The sequence below is a fragment of the Mycobacterium sp. Marseille-P9652 genome, from assembly GCF_902652685.1.
Classification (GTDB): Bacteria; Actinomycetota; Actinomycetes; order Mycobacteriales; family Mycobacteriaceae; genus Mycobacterium.
In genome coordinates this window covers 16,424-31,646 of the sequence record NZ_CACRUY010000055.1, presented here as the reverse complement: position 1 = coordinate 31,646, position 15,223 = coordinate 16,424, and the positions used below count along the sequence as shown (strand labels likewise).

At 70.6% G+C, this 15,223-nt stretch carries 14 protein-coding genes and 2 pseudogenes; 3 read left to right on the top strand and 13 right to left on the bottom strand.

The window, feature by feature from the left end; all coding sequences use genetic code 11:
* Nucleotides 1-570: pseudogene (locus GPY60_RS26720) on the top strand (PE family protein); the annotation flags it as partial.
* A 14-nt stretch (nucleotides 571-584) separates the two neighbouring features.
* Here GPY60_RS26720 and mftG read toward each other — a convergent pair.
* The 7 genes from mftG to mftA all read right to left on the bottom strand — a co-directional run bounded on the left by mftG (nucleotide 585) and on the right by mftA (nucleotide 7,058).
* Nucleotides 585-2,003: a mycofactocin dehydrogenase MftG gene (mftG, locus tag GPY60_RS22035; protein ID WP_156689821.1), complete on the bottom strand. Its 1,419-nt coding sequence runs from the start codon at nucleotides 2,001-2,003 to the stop codon at nucleotides 585-587.
* A 9-nt stretch (nucleotides 2,004-2,012) separates the two neighbouring features.
* A complete protein-coding gene (mftF, locus tag GPY60_RS22030; protein WP_156689820.1) occupies nucleotides 2,013-3,425 on the bottom strand; it encodes a mycofactocin biosynthesis glycosyltransferase MftF in 1,413 nt (470 codons plus the stop codon).
* Nucleotides 3,422-4,165: a mycofactocin biosynthesis peptidyl-dipeptidase MftE gene (mftE, locus tag GPY60_RS22025; RefSeq protein WP_156689819.1), complete on the bottom strand. Its 744-nt coding sequence runs from the start codon at nucleotides 4,163-4,165 to the stop codon at nucleotides 3,422-3,424. Before mftE ends, mftF begins: the two co-directional genes overlap by 4 nt.
* 173 nt (nucleotides 4,166-4,338) lie before the next feature.
* Nucleotides 4,339-5,526: a pre-mycofactocin synthase MftD gene (mftD, locus tag GPY60_RS22020; RefSeq protein WP_156689818.1), complete on the bottom strand. Its 1,188-nt coding sequence runs from the start codon at nucleotides 5,524-5,526 to the stop codon at nucleotides 4,339-4,341.
* Nucleotides 5,527-5,529: 3 nt separating this feature from the next.
* Nucleotides 5,530-6,696 carry a mycofactocin radical SAM maturase gene (mftC, locus tag GPY60_RS22015; RefSeq protein WP_156689817.1) on the bottom strand — a complete coding sequence of 389 codons (1,167 nt, stop codon included), beginning with the start codon at nucleotides 6,694-6,696 and terminating at the stop codon, nucleotides 5,530-5,532.
* Nucleotides 6,693-6,965 carry a mycofactocin biosynthesis chaperone MftB gene (gene mftB / locus GPY60_RS22010; protein ID WP_156689816.1) on the bottom strand — a complete coding sequence of 91 codons (273 nt, stop codon included), beginning with the start codon at nucleotides 6,963-6,965 and terminating at the stop codon, nucleotides 6,693-6,695. Before mftB ends, mftC begins: the two co-directional genes overlap by 4 nt.
* Before the next feature lie 3 nt (nucleotides 6,966-6,968).
* Entirely contained in the window at nucleotides 6,969-7,058 is a 90-nt protein-coding gene (gene mftA / locus GPY60_RS22005; RefSeq protein ID WP_085258088.1) for a mycofactocin precursor MftA, read from the bottom strand.
* A 98-nt stretch (nucleotides 7,059-7,156) separates the two neighbouring features.
* Between mftA and mftR the strand changes: the two genes are divergently transcribed.
* Nucleotides 7,157-7,753 carry a mycofactocin system transcriptional regulator gene (mftR, locus tag GPY60_RS22000; RefSeq protein ID WP_197283783.1) on the top strand — a complete coding sequence of 199 codons (597 nt, stop codon included), beginning with the start codon at nucleotides 7,157-7,159 and terminating at the stop codon, nucleotides 7,751-7,753.
* Nucleotides 7,750-8,796, top strand: coding sequence for a DUF2332 domain-containing protein (locus GPY60_RS21995; RefSeq protein ID WP_231639777.1), 1,047 nt, complete (start codon nucleotides 7,750-7,752; stop codon nucleotides 8,794-8,796). The genes mftR and GPY60_RS21995 overlap by 4 nt, the downstream gene beginning before the upstream one ends.
* A gap of 52 nt (nucleotides 8,797-8,848) precedes the next feature.
* On the opposite strand, the gene GPY60_RS21990 is transcribed toward GPY60_RS21995, so the two are convergent.
* The 6 genes and pseudogenes from GPY60_RS21990 to tuf all read right to left on the bottom strand — a co-directional run bounded on the left by GPY60_RS21990 (nucleotide 8,849) and on the right by tuf (nucleotide 15,072).
* A complete protein-coding gene (locus tag GPY60_RS21990; RefSeq protein ID WP_156689815.1) occupies nucleotides 8,849-9,841 on the bottom strand; it encodes a D-2-hydroxyacid dehydrogenase family protein in 993 nt (330 codons plus the stop codon).
* Nucleotides 9,842-9,849: 8 nt separating this feature from the next.
* Nucleotides 9,850-11,046, bottom strand: coding sequence for an NAD(P)/FAD-dependent oxidoreductase (locus GPY60_RS21985; protein ID WP_156689814.1), 1,197 nt, complete (start codon nucleotides 11,044-11,046; stop codon nucleotides 9,850-9,852).
* A 24-nt stretch (nucleotides 11,047-11,070) separates the two neighbouring features.
* Nucleotides 11,071-11,886 carry a mycofactocin-coupled SDR family oxidoreductase gene (locus tag GPY60_RS21980; protein ID WP_156689813.1) on the bottom strand — a complete coding sequence of 272 codons (816 nt, stop codon included), beginning with the start codon at nucleotides 11,884-11,886 and terminating at the stop codon, nucleotides 11,071-11,073.
* Nucleotides 11,887-12,032: 146 nt separating this feature from the next.
* Nucleotides 12,033-12,872 (bottom strand): SHOCT domain-containing protein, encoded by an 840-nt coding sequence (locus GPY60_RS21975; RefSeq protein WP_156689812.1) that lies wholly within the window; start codon nucleotides 12,870-12,872, stop codon nucleotides 12,033-12,035.
* A gap of 533 nt (nucleotides 12,873-13,405) precedes the next feature.
* A pseudogene (locus GPY60_RS27845) lies at nucleotides 13,406-13,712 on the bottom strand (PE family protein); the annotation flags it as partial.
* A 169-nt stretch (nucleotides 13,713-13,881) separates the two neighbouring features.
* The gene (gene tuf / locus GPY60_RS21965) at nucleotides 13,882-15,072 is read right to left on the bottom strand and encodes an elongation factor Tu (protein WP_156689810.1); all 1,191 of its coding nucleotides are present in this window, start codon (nucleotides 15,070-15,072) and stop codon (nucleotides 13,882-13,884) included.
* Between the last annotated feature and the right edge of the window lie 151 nt (nucleotides 15,073-15,223).

Here is a 15,223-nt window from a genome sequence, read left to right as displayed (position 1 = left end):
GCGGGAGGCTGGTTCGCGCCGGGCGGAGCCGGTGGTACCGGTGGCTTCGACACGACGAACGTCGGAACCGGCGGAACCGGCGGGGGGGGCGGAACCGGCGGCCTGTGGGCACCCGGCGGCGGCGGGGGCACCGGCGGAAGCGCCACCGGTTCCGGAGCGACCGGGGGCGCGGGCGGTGCCGGCGGCAACGGCGGACTGCTCGGCGGAGACGGCGGGTCCGGCGGCACTGGCGGATCGGCGACCTTCGCCGGCAAGGGCGGCGCCGGCGGCACGGCCGGATTGATCTTCGGCAACGGCGGCCCCGGCGGGGTCGGCGGCGCCGGTATCAATGGCGGCGCCGGCGGCCCGGGCGGCACGGCCGCGTGGATCGGCAACGGCGGCACGGGCGGTTCGGCCGGGTTCGGCGTGTCGACGGATGGCGGCGGTGGAAACGGCGGCAACGCCCGGCTGGTCGGCGACGGCGGCAACGGCGGCAACGGCTTCACGGCCGGGACGGACCCGCCCGGCACAGGCGGGCAGGGTGGCTTGCTGTTCGGAGTGCCCGGAGCGGACGGGCAGGTCCTCGCCTGACCCTGCCGCCGGGCTCAGATCAGAAATTCCGCGGCCCGGTGCGCCAGCATCACGATCGTGGCGTGCGGGCCGCGGCTGGTGATCGCCGGCAGCACCGAACCGTCGATGGCCCACAGGTTCTCGAGACCGAGCACGCGGCACTCATGGTCCACGACCGCGCCCATCGGCGTTGTGCCGCAAAGGTGTTGGGAGGTCGACCAGGACGGTGACCCGAGATCTGTTGGGGTACCGGCGAGTTCGCGGGCCAGCTCGGTGCCGCGGCGCAGGGCCGCGACGTCGTCGGGTTCGCTGTCGTAGCGGTGCTCGATGAGCGGCGGCACGCCGGGATCCGGGGAGAGCAGCGTCAGCCGTCCCCGCGCCTTCGGCCGCATCAGGGCCACCCCGATGTGCGGCCAGTCGGGGCGCCCCGCGGTGCCGTCACCGACCATGGCAATGAAACCTCCCGTGTATGGCCGGATTTCGAGCCCATCCGTATGCAGGACGGCCTCGAGGACGGGCCGGTCCGGCGCCACCGTCCAATCGGTCGGCAGCACCCACTCGGGGTGGTCGCTGAACGAAATCCCCACCGGCAGCGGCGAAACCACGGGCACTCCGGCGGCGCGGAGCATGCGCGCATCCCCGACTCCCGACACCATCAACAGGTGGGCGGTACCGATTGCGCCGCAGCACAGGACGATTCGGTCGGCGGTGAGCGCCATCTGCCCGAGCGGACCCTCCGCATCGACACCCAGCACCGTCGTTCCGTCGAAGCGCAGTCGCAACGCGCGCGTCCGCTCCACCAGAATGAGATTCGGCCGTCTCAGCGCGGGCAGCAGATATGCCGCACCGGGGCCGACCCGTACGCCGTCGACGATGTTGAGCGGGACGGCGCCGACACCGGAAACCGGTCCGGCGCCAACGTCGTTGAGGTCGGGGATCCACTCGAAGCCGGCACGGCGGGCCTCGGCGACGAAGCGTTCGGTGGTGCCGGTCATCTCGCGGGCCCGCCGAACCAGGATCGGACCGGTGTCGCCGTGCGCGGGGCCGTCGAAATCGAGGTCGGTCTCGATCGCGCGGTAGTGCTCGAGGACGTCGGACCAGGCCCAGCCCGGCAGCCCGAAGCCGTCGAAGTCGCTCGGCAGGGCGCGGCAGAAGTAGCCGCCGTTGACGGCGCCCGAACCGCCCACCGTCGCGCCCCGCACGATCGGCGACTCGCGCACCGGCTCGGCGGTGAGCCGGGTCCGGTAGCGCTGAACCAGGGGGCTGCCCGCGCCGATCGGCAATTGCAGGCCGTTGGCCGTCTGAGCCAGCAGGTCTGGGTCGGCGAGCGCGGGGCCCGCCTCGAGCACCGTCACGCGGCGGCCCGAGTCGGCGGAAAGGCGTTCGGCAACAACCGAACCTGCGCTGCCGGCACCCACGATCAGCACATCGCTGTGCGGCGCGGCGCTACTCAAGGCGGGCGGTTACGTCCGGATCTGCGGCTTGAGCGCACGCAGGTTGCGCTCGCGCAGCACGCCCCACCAGAGGCCCAGGCCGTAGGCCAGGTCGTCGATGCGCTTGAGCAGCAGGTAGGTCAGCAGGCCGATCGGCTCGGAGTCGTCGCCGATCGCGTCGCGGCGACGCAGCCAGTCGACCACGCCGTCCATGACGGCGGCGACCAGCACCACCCGTCTGAAGTGGCGCGACAGCAGGGCGGCCAGCAGCGCCAGCGGCCAGTAGTGCCGGCACAGGGCGGAGGCGAGTTGCAGCGCGGCCGACCACAACCCCCGGGTGGCGATTACGAGCACGTCCCACAGTGAGGTGTCGGCGCCGCGCATCGCCTTCGCGACCCGCTGCCCCGTCAGGAAGGCGACGAGGACCGACGCCAGTTGCGACACCGTCGTCCCGAGGGCCATCAGGATCCAGGCCGTCAGCGCCCAGCCGGAGATGACGACCGGGGCCGTCTTGTCCGGGTGACGCACCGACAGCGGGGCGGCCGATCCGCCATAGAATGCTTTGCGCGCCAGCCAATCCCGCAATTCGGTGCGGTGGTCGTGCGCGACCAGGGCGATGGGCTCGTAGCGCAGCCGCGCGCCCGCCTCGATGAGCCGCCAGCACAGGTCGACGTCCTCGCCGGACTCCATGGTCTCGTCGAAGCCGCCGATGCCGCGAAGCGCCGAGCACCGGCAGATGATGGCCGCGCTCGGGACGTACGACACGGTGCTGTGCGGCAGCACCGGCGCCTCGCGCTCGCCGAGGTCCAGAGAAGAATGCACCGCCTCGTACCGGGCGACCACGTTCTCGCTGTGCGCGAGCCCGACGATGCGCGGCGCGACCAGCGCGACGGTCGGATCGCAGAAATGACCGAGCAGGGCTTCCAGCCAGCCCCGGCGCGGCGCGACGTCGGAGTCAAGGAACGCGACGAAGTCGGTGGTGCACGCGGCCAGCCCGGTGTTGCGCGCGGCGGCCGGTCCCTTGCTGCGCTCGTGGCGCAGCACCTCGACGTCGCAGTGGGCGCCGACGAAATCATCGGGCCGGATGGGCACGGACGAGCCGTCGTCGACCACGATGACGCGCAGGCCGCGCAGGGAACTCACCAGCCGTCGGACCCCTAAAAGGTTGTCGCGCACGGGAATTACGACGGTCACATCCCGGTGCGACGGGCCGCCCGCGGGCCGGGGGTGGGCGACGGTGGCGTCCAGCAGGGTGCGCGCCAACTGGGCGCTGACGTCGTCGCGGACCTTCAGCCTGCCGTCGCACAGCATGTCCTGGGCGGCGGGCGCCAGCTTCAGCAGGCGGGTCGGGGAGCCGCCCAGCAGGGCCTTGCCGTCACCGAGCACCCGCACGCGGCGGTCGACCTGGACGGCGAACCCGTCCGGGAGGCGGGGCTGGCTCATGCGAGGAGTCCGTCGGCTCCGGCCCGCCACCGGGTGACCCGGTGGACGCACTCGTCGACCATCTCGGTGAAGATGCGACGGCCTTCGTCGGCGGTGGCCGTGGTCGGGTCGCCAAGGACCCCGACGGGGCTCACCGCCGCGACGCCGCCACGGCGCATCGACGGGAGCAATTCGCCAAGCGGCGCCCGGTTGCCGGCCAGCCACCGGTCGGCCCGGACGTCCGCCGGCGAGATGTGCAGCAGTACGGACGTTTCGGTATGGCCCGCGTGGGCGTCACCGCCGGCCGCGACGCACGGGCACCATCCGGCGTCCCAGCCCTCGGCGCGCAGCGTGCGCACGGCGGCGGCCAGCGCGCCGACGTTGCCGCCGTGGCCGTTGACGAAGACCAGGCGCCGGGCCCAGCAGGCGGCCGACCTGCCGAATTCCACGAGCAGGTCGGTCAGGGCCTGCGTGCCTATCGAGATGGTTCCGGGGAAACTCTGGTGCTCGCCGCTGGCGCCGTAGGCGACGGCCGGCGCCACCGACCAGTCGCCCCGCGCGGGGCCGTCGAGACGGGCGGCCGCGGCCCCCGCGACGGCGGTCGCGATGCGGGTGTCGGTGTCCAACGGCAGGTGCGGACCATGCTGTTCGGTCGACCCCAAGGGGACCAAAAGGGAAAGCGAGATGCCGGATAGCTGGCTCGACGTCGCACGTCCTAATTCGCCGAGTACGGGCACTCGGTGATGGTAGGACGAATTCACCTGTCGTGCACCAATTGTTGTACCTTGGTGAGAAATTTTTTCTGGCCCGTTCATCCGCTATTCGAAATTCGGCTCGTCCGTCACGCTTGCCCCGCATGTACCACGCGCGAGCGCTATACAAACTCGATTCCGGGCAAATCCGGCCAACAAACCCCGACTGGACTAAGTCCAGGCTAGAGGAGGCCCTGGCCGGGCACCCCGAGCGCCCGGGCGAAACCCGGCGGCACCAGGACGTCGTCCGGCGTGAGCTCGTGCACGCTCGACCGGCCGAGGCCCATCAGAGCCGAGTCGATGCCGCCGCGCAAGATGTCGAGAACGTTCTCGACGCCGGCCTCGCCCGCCGCGGCCAGGCCCCACAGGTACGCGCGCCCGATCATCACGGCCCGCGCCCCGAGCGCCACGGCCTTGACGACGTCGCTCCCCCGGCGGATGCCGCCATCGAGCAGCACCTCGATGTCGTGGCCGACCGCCGCGGCGATCGCGGGCAGGGCGCGTATCGACGCCGGCGTGCCGTCGAGGTTGTTGCCGCCGTGGTTCGACACCGAGATGGCCGAAACCCCGGCATCCACAGCCCTTTTCGCGTCGTCGACGCGCATCACGCCCTTGAGCATGAACGGTCCGCCCCACAGCTCGCGCAGCCAGGCGATGTCCTCCCAGGTCGGCGGGGGCGTGCCCATCCATTCGCCGTAGGCGTCGAAGAAGCGGGGACCGGGCTCGCCGCGCCGGCCCTGGTTGGGCACCCGCAGCTCCGGGGGCCGCAACGTCTTGCCGAACTTCCACAGCCACCGCGGCCGCACGATCGCCTCCGGGGACAGGCGCAGGAACGTCGGCAGGTTCATCTTCTCCGGGATCTTCGGGCTGCCCCAATCCCGTCCGTGCGAGAACGACCAGTCCGTGGTGGCGATCAGGCCGACCGCGCCGGCCGCGCGTGCCCGTTCGACCCGCTCGGCGATCGCGTCGCGCCCGCCGAGCCAGTACACCTGGAAGAACAGCTTCGGGTTGGCGGCGATGACCTCTTCGATGGGTTTACTGGCGAACGACGAAAGCCCCATCGCGGTACCGCGCGCCGCCGCCGCGCGCGCCACCGCCACCTCGCCGTCCGGGTCCACCGCCTGGACGCCCGTCGGCGAGATGATCACCGGCAAGGCGATGTCCTGGCCCATGACCGTCGTCGACAGGTCGCGCTTTTCCGGTGCGCCGACGACGTGCGGCGCAAATCCGAGTTCGCCGAACGCCTCGACATTGTCCGAGACCGTTATTCCTTTTTCGCTGGCCGAAATAAGCGACGAATACACGGATTTCGGGAGCCGTCGTTGAGCGCGTTGCTGGGCGATGGCGACCGTTTCGAACCACTCGGCCATGATCTACAGCGGACTCTCGTTGCACAGGCGCGCCGGCGGACGCGACAGGGTCAGCGGTACGGGTCCGCGCTTCGCGCTCCCGCGGGAGTGGTCGGCCCGCGGCCGGGGTGTCTGCCGCTCGCGGGACAGCGCCGGCGCGCTGTGGCCCTGGACGCATTCGGGATCGGGGCCGTCGAGCGGCAGGCCGGTGAAGAATTTGGCCGCCATGCAGCCGCCGCGGCAGCTGTCGTAGTGCCCGCAGCTTCCGCAGGCGCCCGCCGACTGCGGCTCGCGCAGCTCGCGGAACAGGGCCGAGTTCTTCCACACGTTGTCAAAACCGCCGTCCGACAACACGTTTCCGGCCAGAAAGCGGTCATGGATGGCGAAGGGGCAGGCGTACACGTCGCCGACCGGGTCGATCAGGCACACCACCCGGCCCGCCCCGCACATGTTCAGGCCGGCCAGCGCGCCAGACTGCCCGAGCGGGGCGAGGTGGAAGAAGGAGTCACCGGTGAGCACCCGCTCCCCCTTGGCGACCAGCCAGTCGTAGAGCTGGACCTGCTGGTCGGCGGTCGGGTGCAGCTCGTCCCACACGTCCGCCCCGCGTCCCGAGGGACGCAGCCGGGTGATCCGCAGCGTGGCGCCGTAGCGTCCCGCCAGCGCGGCGAAGTCGTCGAGCTGGCCGACGTTGTGCCGGGTGACCACGACCGAGATCTTGGCGTCGCGGAACCCCGCGGCCGCCAGGTTCTCCAGTGCGCGCATCGCCATCGCGAAGGATCCCGGGCCGCGGACGGCGTCGTTGACCTCGGGGGTGGCGCCGTCGAGGGAGATCTGGACGTCGACGTAGTCGCTGGCGGCCAGTCGCCCGGCCACCTCCGGCGTGATCCGGACCCCGTTGGTCGAGAACTTCACGCCGACGTGGTGCGCCGTGGCGTAGTCGACCAGCTCCCAGAAGTCCGGGCGCACCGTGGGCTCCCCGCCGCCGATGTTGACGTAGAACACCTGCATGCGTTCCAGCTCGTCGATGATGTCCATGCACTGCCGGGTGGTCAGCTCCCGCGGATCGCGTTTGCCCGACGACGACAGGCAGTGCACGCACGCCAGGTTGCAGGCGTACGTCAGCTCCCACGTCAGGCAGATGGGCGCGTCGAGCCCGCGTTCGAACTGCTCGATGAGGCGAGGCACGGTCACGGGCGATCCTCCTGAGGGACAAGCATTTTCGACTCCACCAGCACACCGAGCGCCCGCAGATAGGGTTCCTGTCCCGAGTCCTCGACGCCCGCGGCACGGCAGGCCGACCGGGCGTCGGGATGGTCGGCGAGCGACCGCACCACGGTCAGGATGGTGCGGTTCTTCAGGAACGAGAGCTTGCGCGTGCCGAAGTGGTAGAGCAGGGCGCCGAACGGCTCGGGGCGCACCGCCACCTGCGGATGCAGACGCCAGCCGCGGTCGGGGTCCAAGGGTCAGTAGACCCCGCACATCCCGTCGATGGACACCTCTTCGACCAGGGTCTCGGTGACGAGCTCGGTGTCGGTCTGGGTCTCGTGGTCCACGGTCCTTGCCTTTCGTCGGATCTTGACAACGATGAGTCTCGCGTCACAATCGTCGACAGAATATGGCATCGAGTGCCGAAACGGAAGGGCGGGTGCCGATGATGCCGCAGCCGCGGGTGGGCCGGCGCCGCTCGACGACGCCGCACCACATCACCGACGTCGCCATCGAGCTGTTCGCCACGCGCGGATTCGCCGACGTGAGCGTCGATGACGTCGCGCAGGCGGCCGGCATCTCCCGCCGCACCCTCTTCCGCTACTACGCGTCGAAGAACGCGATCCCGTGGGGCGACTTCGACACGCACCTGGCCCTCCTGCGCGAGCTGCTCGAGGCCGTCGATCCGCGGGTGCGCCTGGGCGAGGCGCTGCGCGCGGCGCTGTTGGCGTTCAACACGTTTGACGAGATGGAGACGGCGCGTCACCGCCAGCGGATGCGCGTCATCCTGCAGACCGCCGAACTGCAGGCGTACTCGATGACGATGTATGCCGGATGGCGGGACGTGATCGCCGGATTCGTGGCCCACCGCTCGGACCGCAAGACGACCGACCTGCTGCCGCAGACGGTGGCCTGGACGATGCTCGGGGTGGCGCTGGCCGCCTACGAGCACTGGCTGGCCGACGAATCCGTCCCGCTGCCGACCGCCCTCGGGAACGCGTTCGACGTCGTCGGCCCGGCGCTGGACGGCCTCGACCCGTGAGGGACGGAGCCCTGCTGCAGACGCTGCGGTCGCAGGGCCGGTTCTGCGCCGCCTCGGGCTCGCCGATGTACGGCGAGCTGTTGGACCTGGTGGCCGACGACGCCGAGGCCGGCGGCCGCTTTGCGGCCATCCTGTCCGGACATGAGGACGCGCCGCCGCGCCAGGCGGTGCCGCTTCGGTTGCTCGGTGGACTGCACCGACTCGTGCTCGACGGCCGCGCGCCGCGGCTGCGCCGCTGGTATCCCAGCACCGGCGGCGCCTGGGACGCCAAGGAGGCCTGGCCCGAGATCCTGGCCGCCGCGGCCGATCACTCCGATTCGTTGCGCGCGTCCCTCGACCATCCCCCGCAAACGAACGAGGTGGGCCGGTCCGCCGCACTGATCGGGGGGCTGCTGCGGATCAACCATCACTTCGGTTTGCCCGTAAGGCTTTTCGAAATCGGGACAAGCGCGGGGCTGAACCTGCGGGCCGACCATTACCGCTATCGCTTCGCCGACCACCACTGGGGACCGGCGGACTCTCCGGTGACCGTCCCGGACGCGTGGCGCGGGTCGATCCCACCGGACGGGGCACTGCGGATCGCCGAACGGTGCGGGTACGACATCTCGCCGATCGACGTGACCGTCGCCGACGGCGAGCTGACCGTGTTGAGCTACGTCTGGCCCGACCAGAGCGCGCGGACGGACCGGCTGCGCGGCGCGATCGCCGTCGCGCGCTCCGTGCCGGCGCGCATCGAACGCGCCACCGCCGCCGACGCCGTCGCCGCCATGACACTGGCCGAGGGCACGCTGACGGTGCTGTGGCACTCGATCACCTGGCAGTACCTGTCCGGTGCGGAGCGCGAGGCGGTGCGGGGCGCCGTCGACGAGCTGGCCGCGCGGGCGGATGGACGGTCGCCGTTCGCGCACCTGACGCTCGAGCCCGCCCGGGAGGGGCCCGGCGCGCCGGTCAGGTTCCTGGTTCGCGCGCGCACCTGGCCGGGCGGCGAACATGACGTGCTGGGCGAGTGCCACCCGCACGGGCCACCGGTCAACTGGCACTAGGCATTCGGGCCGCGACCCGCATCGCCCGGCCATGCCGCGCTCGCGATCGCGGCTAGTTCGGGCCCCGCAGGGCCTCGGGATTCGCGATGCGCACGGGCGTCCCGTCCAGCCAGGCCACCACCGCCTCGACGGTGTCGGCGTAGAAGGCGCCGAGCATCTCCCGGGTGACGTACCCGAGGTGCGGGGACAGCGTCACGTTCGGCAGCCGCCGCAGCCGGTGATCCGGGGGAAGCGGCTCGACGTCGAACACGTCGAGCCCCGCCCCGGCGATGCGGCCCGCACCGAGCGCCCCGATCAGGGCCGCCTCGTCGACGATCGGCCCCCGCGACGTGTTGATGAGGTAGGCCGACGGCTTCATGCGGGCAAGTTCAGCGGCGCCGACGAGCCCCCGCGTGCGTTCGGAGAGCACGAGGTGGATGGACACCACGTCGGCCTCCGCGAAGAGCGCCGCCTTTTCCACGCGGCGGGCACCCGATGCCGCCGCGGCCTCGTCTGTCAGGTTCTGGCTCCACGCAATGACCGGCATGCCAAAGGCTTTCGCATACTCGGCCATGCGCTTGCCGGTCCTGCCGAGCCCCAGCAGTCCGAGCGTCTTGCCGGACAGCGTCACGCCGGTCGTCGCCTGCCAGCCGCCGTCGCGCATGCGCCGATGTTCCTCGGCCAGGTTGCGCACGGTCGCGATCATCAGGCCCCACGCGAGTTCGGGCGTGGCGTCGCGCACGGCGCGGAACCGAGGGGCGGCGAAGTCCGAGTGGGCCACCGCGACGCCGTGTTCGGTGGCCGCTCCGATGTCGAGGTTGGGCAGGGCCCGGCCCACGATGGTGATCAGCCTGAGGTTGGGCAGGCGCTCGATCAGCGTGCGGGGGAACGCCATCCGCTCGCGCATGGTGCAGACCACGTCGAACGGCCGCAACACGTCGGCGGCCTCCGCCTCGGACAGATGCCGATCGAAAACCGTTACTTGCGAACGAGTTTGAACCGGCGACCAGTCGGCGAGCCCGAGGGCCACCCCGGCGTAGTCGTCCAGGATCGCCACCCCGGGCATGCGGTCGGTCAGCCGAGCACCTCGGCGATGGGCGCGGCCGCGGCGACCTTGGCGCGCGTCTTCATGACCTTGCCCGGCATGCCGCCGCCGACCACGCCAACCAGCGCCCCGTCCCGCTCGTAGTAGGCCAGGAACTTGCGGCCGTCGTCCTCCACCACGTGGACGATGTCGGAGGCCTCCGGTTCGCCCAGGCACTGGATCTTCACGTCGTACTGGTCGCTCCAGAAGTACGGGACGACCACCGCCGACGGCACCTCCTGCCCGAGCATCGCGGGCACCACGACCCGCGCCTGCTCGGCCACGTTGCTCCAATGTTCCACACGCGCTTGGTGACCCGTGGCGTCGCGCCAGGAGGCGACGTCGCCGAGCGCCCACACGTTCGGCGCGCTGGTGCGACCCGCCTCGTCGCAGACGACGCCGTTGTCGACCTTGATGCCGCTGCCCTCGAGCCAGCCGGTCGCCGGGTGGGAGCCGATGCCGATTACCACGAGATCGGCCGGCAGTTCGGTGCCGTCGGTCAGCACCACGGTGTCGACGTGGCCCTCGCCCCGCACGTCCGCCGCGCCGACGCCGAGACGGACGTCGACGCCCTCGGCGCGGTGCAGCCGGGCCACCAGTTCGCCGATCCGCTCCCCGAGCACCGACGCCAGCGGCGTGGGCTGGGGCTCGACCAGCACCACGTCGACGCCCATGCTGCGCAGGCTGGCGGCCACCTCGCAGCCGATGAAACCGGCGCCGACCACGACGACGTGCCGGCACTCCGACGCGTGCTCGCGCAGGGCCATGCTCTCGTCGAACGTCCGCAGCACCCGGATTCCCGCCAGGTCCGGCAACGACGGGATGCGCCGAGGGACGAGGCCGGTCGCGATGACGAGTTCGTCGTAGCCGAGCTTGGTGCCGTCGGCCAGGGTGACGGTCTGCGCCGCCGTGTCGAGTCCGGTGGCGGCGGAACCCAGCCGCAGCGTGATGCCCTTCTCGTCGTACCACTCGCGGGGCTTGAGCGCCGTGTCGTCGACCTCCTTGCGGAGCACCTCCTTGGACAGCGGCGGGCGGTCATACGGCAGGTGCACCTCGTCGCTGACGATGGTGACCCGGCCGTCGTAGCCGGAGCGGCGGAGTTGTTCGGCGGTCCGGGCGGCGGCCAGGCCCCCGCCGACGATCACGATTCCACCGTCGCCCGTGTCGGCGCCTTCGCTACTGGTCACGAGGTTTTCTTACACGATGGCCGTTCAGTACTTCAAGGCGCCCTTGTCGACGTTGATCTGGGTGCCCGACAGCGTGCCCGAGCCGTCCCCGGCAAGCCACACCACCACGTCGGACACCTCGTCGGGCGACATGAAGCCCTTGGGCTGCAAGGGCATTGGAGGGAAGCTGTGCACGAACGCCGGATGCGTCGCGAAGATCTGCATCATCGCCTCCGGCTCGATCATCGGCGTGTCGACCGAGTAGGGGTGGATGGAGTTGACGCGGATGCCGTACTCGCCGAGCTCGATCGCCAGGGTGTTGGTGAGGGCGGTGAGCCCGAATTTGCTTGCGGCGTAATGCCCGTTGCCCGGCGTGGCCTTGACGCCCGCCGCCGAGCTGACGACCACGATCGAGCCCCCGTTGCCCGCGTCGATCATCGCGGGAATCGCCGCGCGCAGCGTGCGCCAGGTGCCGGTGAGGTTAATTCCGATGACGGTGTCCCACTGCTCGTCGGTCAGTTCCCAGACCCGGCCCCAGCCCAGCACGCCCGCGTTGGCCACCAGGACGTCGAGCCGGCCGAACTGCTCGACACCGTCGGCCACCAGCTGCCGCAGCGCCGCGTCGTCGCGGACGTCCACCTCGCGGGCCAACACCTTGCGGCCCTCGCCTTCCACCAGTCGGACCGTCTCGGCCAAATCCTCGGGCGTCGCGGGCGTGTAGGTCACGGTGGGCGACGCGGGGGCGCAGATGTCGAGCGCGATGATGTCGGCGCCCTCCCGGGCCAGCCGCACCGCGTGCGCACGTCCCTGACCCCGGGCAGCTCCGGTGACGAATGCCACCCGTCCTTGCAGTGATCCCATCGGCACAGGCTAGCAGCGGAACTGGAACGTGTTCTAAGCCCGCCGACGATGCGGCCCGCGCAGCGGGGCGAGGTGGGGGCACCCCCAGCCGCGGAGCGGCGAGGCGGAAAGGCGGGCCATCGGATAACGCCCGGTGCCGGCCGGGATCAGATCTCGGCGATGATCTGCGCCCGCCGGCTGTTGTACTCGTCGTCGGTCAGCGTCCCAGTGGCGCGCAGCGTCTCCAGCTCCTGCAGCCGCTGGGCGATCGACGGCTGGGGCGGCGTGACGACCGGTGCCGGGCCGCCGGCGGCCGGCTGAGGGGTGGGCTGCGCGGCCGGCGCCTGCTGTTCGGCCGCCCGGCGCACCACCTCCTGGACCTGCTGGCGGAGCGCCGGGTTGGACCGGATGTCGACCATGTTGTTCAGCGGGATGTTGTTGGCCTTGAGGATCTGCAGGATCTCCATCAGCGGTCCCGCCTGCCCGCTGAGGTCGTAGGTCTTGTTGTCCTCGGCCAGCGTGAACTGCGCGGGCATCAGGCCGTTGACCAGAGCGCTGCGCTCCCAGTCGATTCGATACTCCTGGGTGGTGGGGTTCACCAGGACCACCACCTTGCGGGCGTTGAGGTTGCCGAGCCGGCTGACGCTGGCGATCACGCGATCCTCGCTGTCGAACGGCAGGATCCCTGGGCCCGCGATGTGCAGGTGCACCTTGACCACCTGCTGGTTATTGATCCACGTTCCGGTTTCGGAGAGCCCGGTGATCTGCGCGAGGGCGAGCACGCCGTTCTGCTCGAGTTCGGCGTTCTTGGCCGACGACTTGGCCCCGAAGTTGGCCAACGCCAGCGCGATCAGGACATCCGCCACGGTGATGAGCAGGCCGACGTAGAACATCCACTGCAGCAGGCTCCCGAACCCGAGGGTGAAGTAGACGATGAGGAAGATCGGCCCCACCAGGCCGCCGCACAGCAAAACAACCAACTGGGCCTTCAGGTAGCGCGCGAACACGTGGTCTCCTCCGGTTGCTCAAAGTTGGAGACAGATTAGCGCCGGGCTATGCCCTACCGATCACAAATCGCAAGTGCGTTACCCGGCCGGCTGTTCTTCGGCGGCCGCGGCCGAGCCCGGAGAGTAGGCCGGCGTGGCCGGCGTGTAGGCGCGGGTCGCCGGCGCCGCGCCGAGGGGTGTGCCGGCCAGCGGCAACGCGCTCGCCGGAGAGAATCCGGAGAACTCCGCCGTCTCCGCCGCGACCGCCTCCACCGACGCGCCGGCGGGCAGGTCCGCGCCACCCGACGCCAGCGGTTCGTAACCGAGCTCGCGCACCAGCTGGGCATAGATCGATCCGCCGCCCTGGACGGCGGGCGCGGACACGCCGGCCGAGGCGACGGCCGCGGGAACGGCCGACTCGGGCGAAACCCCGGTCACCAACCCGGCGGCCGGCGCGAGGGGCGTCGACCCGGAAACCGGACCCGCCGCCGCGGCCGGCACCGCTCCCGACGAACCCACTTGCCCCGCGCTGCTGACCGCGGTCAGCGCGGCCTGCTCCACGGTCTGCAGGGGTGACGCGTTGGCGGCCTCGGCGGCCGCGTACTGCACCGCGCCGCCGGTCATCAGCTGCACGAACTGCTCGTGGAAGAGGGCCGCCTGGGCGCTGATCGCCTGATAGACCTGGGCGTGCGCCTCGAACAGCGCGGTGATGGTCGCAGACACCTCGTCGGCGCCGGCCGCCACCACGCTGGACGTGGGAGCCAGGGCCGCCGCGTTGGCGGAACGGATGGACGAACCGATGTTGGCCAGGTCGTGCGCGGCGGCCGCCACATACTCGGGCGCTGCCACTACATACGACATCCGAACCTCCCAGCCACGGCCAAAGTCTCATTCCCCCGGTCGCGTCCGAAGACTCGATTGCGGTCAATGTTACCTGAGCCCCGGCAGCTCCAATTGTGGAATTTGCACAATGGAGAACAGAAAGCCCGGATCGCCTCGCGGGCGATCCGGGCTTTCTGCTGGTGAGGAACTACTTGATGATCTTGGTGACCCGGCCGGCGCCGACGGTGCGGCCGCCCTCCCGGATCGCGAACCGCAGACCGTCGTCCATCGCGACGGGCTGGATCAGCTTCACCGAGATGTTGGTGTTGTCACCGGGCATCACCATCTCGGTGCCCTCCGGCAGCGTCACCACACCGGTGACGTCGGTGGTGCGGAAGTAGAACTGCGGGCGGTAGTTGTTGAAGAACGGCGTGTGCCGGCCGCCCTCGTCCTTGGACAGGATGTAGACCTGGCCCTCGAACTCGGTGTGCGGCGTGGTGGTGCCGGGCTTCGTGACGACCTGACCGCGCTCGACGTCCTCGCGCTTGATACCGCGCAGCAGCAGCCCGACGTTGTCGCCGGCCTGACCCTGGTCGAGCAGCTTGCGGAACATCTCCACACCGGTGACCGTCGTCTTGGTGCTGGTCGGCTTGATGCCGACGATCTCGACTTCCTCGTTCACGTTGATGACGCCGCGCTCCACACGGCCGGTGACAACCGTGCCGCGGCCGGTGATCGTGAAGACGTCCTCGACGGGCATCAGGAACGGCTTCTCGGTGTCGCGGACCGGGTCCGGGATCGACTCGTCGACGGCGTCCATCAGCTGCTCGACGGACTCGACCCACTTGGCGTCGCCCTCGAGCGCCTTGAGCGCCGAGACCCGGACCACCGGGGCGTCCTCGTCGAACTCCTGGGCGGCCAGCAGCTCGCGGACCTCCAGCTCGACGAGCTCGAGCAGCTCCTCGTCGTCCACCGCGTCGGCCTTGTTGAGCGCGACGAGGATGTACGGCACGCCGACCTGGCGGGCCAGCAGGACGTGCTCGCGGGTCTGCGGCATCGGGCCGTCGGTCGCGGCGACCACCAGGATGGCGCCGTCCATCTGCGCCGCGCCGGTGATCATGTTCTTGATGTAGTCGGCGTGGCCCGGGGCGTCGACGTGCGCGTAGTGCCGCTTCTCGGTCTGGTACTCCACGTGGGAGATGTTGATCGTGATGCCGCGCTGACGCTCCTCGGGCGCGTTGTCGATCTGGTCGAACGCGCGCGACTCGTTCAGGTTGGGGTACTTGTCGTGCAGGACCTTGGTGATGGCCGCGGTCAGCGTGGTCTTGCCGTGGTCAACGTGACCAATGGTCCCGATGTTGACGTGGGGCTTGGTCCTTTCAAACTTCGCCTTCGCCACTGTTGTGTCCTCCGACTTGTTGGTGCTTGTTAAGCAGTGTTGGTGTTTTCAGTTGTGCCGCGCCCAAGGCTTGGTGACCCGGCAAGGTTACTCCGTTGGCTATGCCTACCGACCCGTCGCCTTCGCTGAGCCGATTGCTCGGCTCCGGGCC

Coding starts and splice junctions, on each gene's coding strand:
- mftF (WP_156689820.1), bottom strand. CDS start 3,425: ATGAGCCAGCCCCGCCTCCCGGACGGGTTCGCCGTCCAGGTCGACCGC.
- mftD (WP_156689818.1), bottom strand. CDS start 5,526: ATGGCCGAGTGGTTCGAAACGGTCGCCATCGCCCAGCAACGCGCTCAA.
- mftR (WP_197283783.1), top strand. CDS start 7,157: ATGATGCCGCAGCCGCGGGTGGGCCGGCGCCGCTCGACGACGCCGCAC.
- GPY60_RS21990 (WP_156689815.1), bottom strand. CDS start 9,841: ATGCCCGGGGTGGCGATCCTGGACGACTACGCCGGGGTGGCCCTCGGG.
- GPY60_RS21980 (WP_156689813.1), bottom strand. CDS start 11,886: ATGGGATCACTGCAAGGACGGGTGGCATTCGTCACCGGAGCTGCCCGG.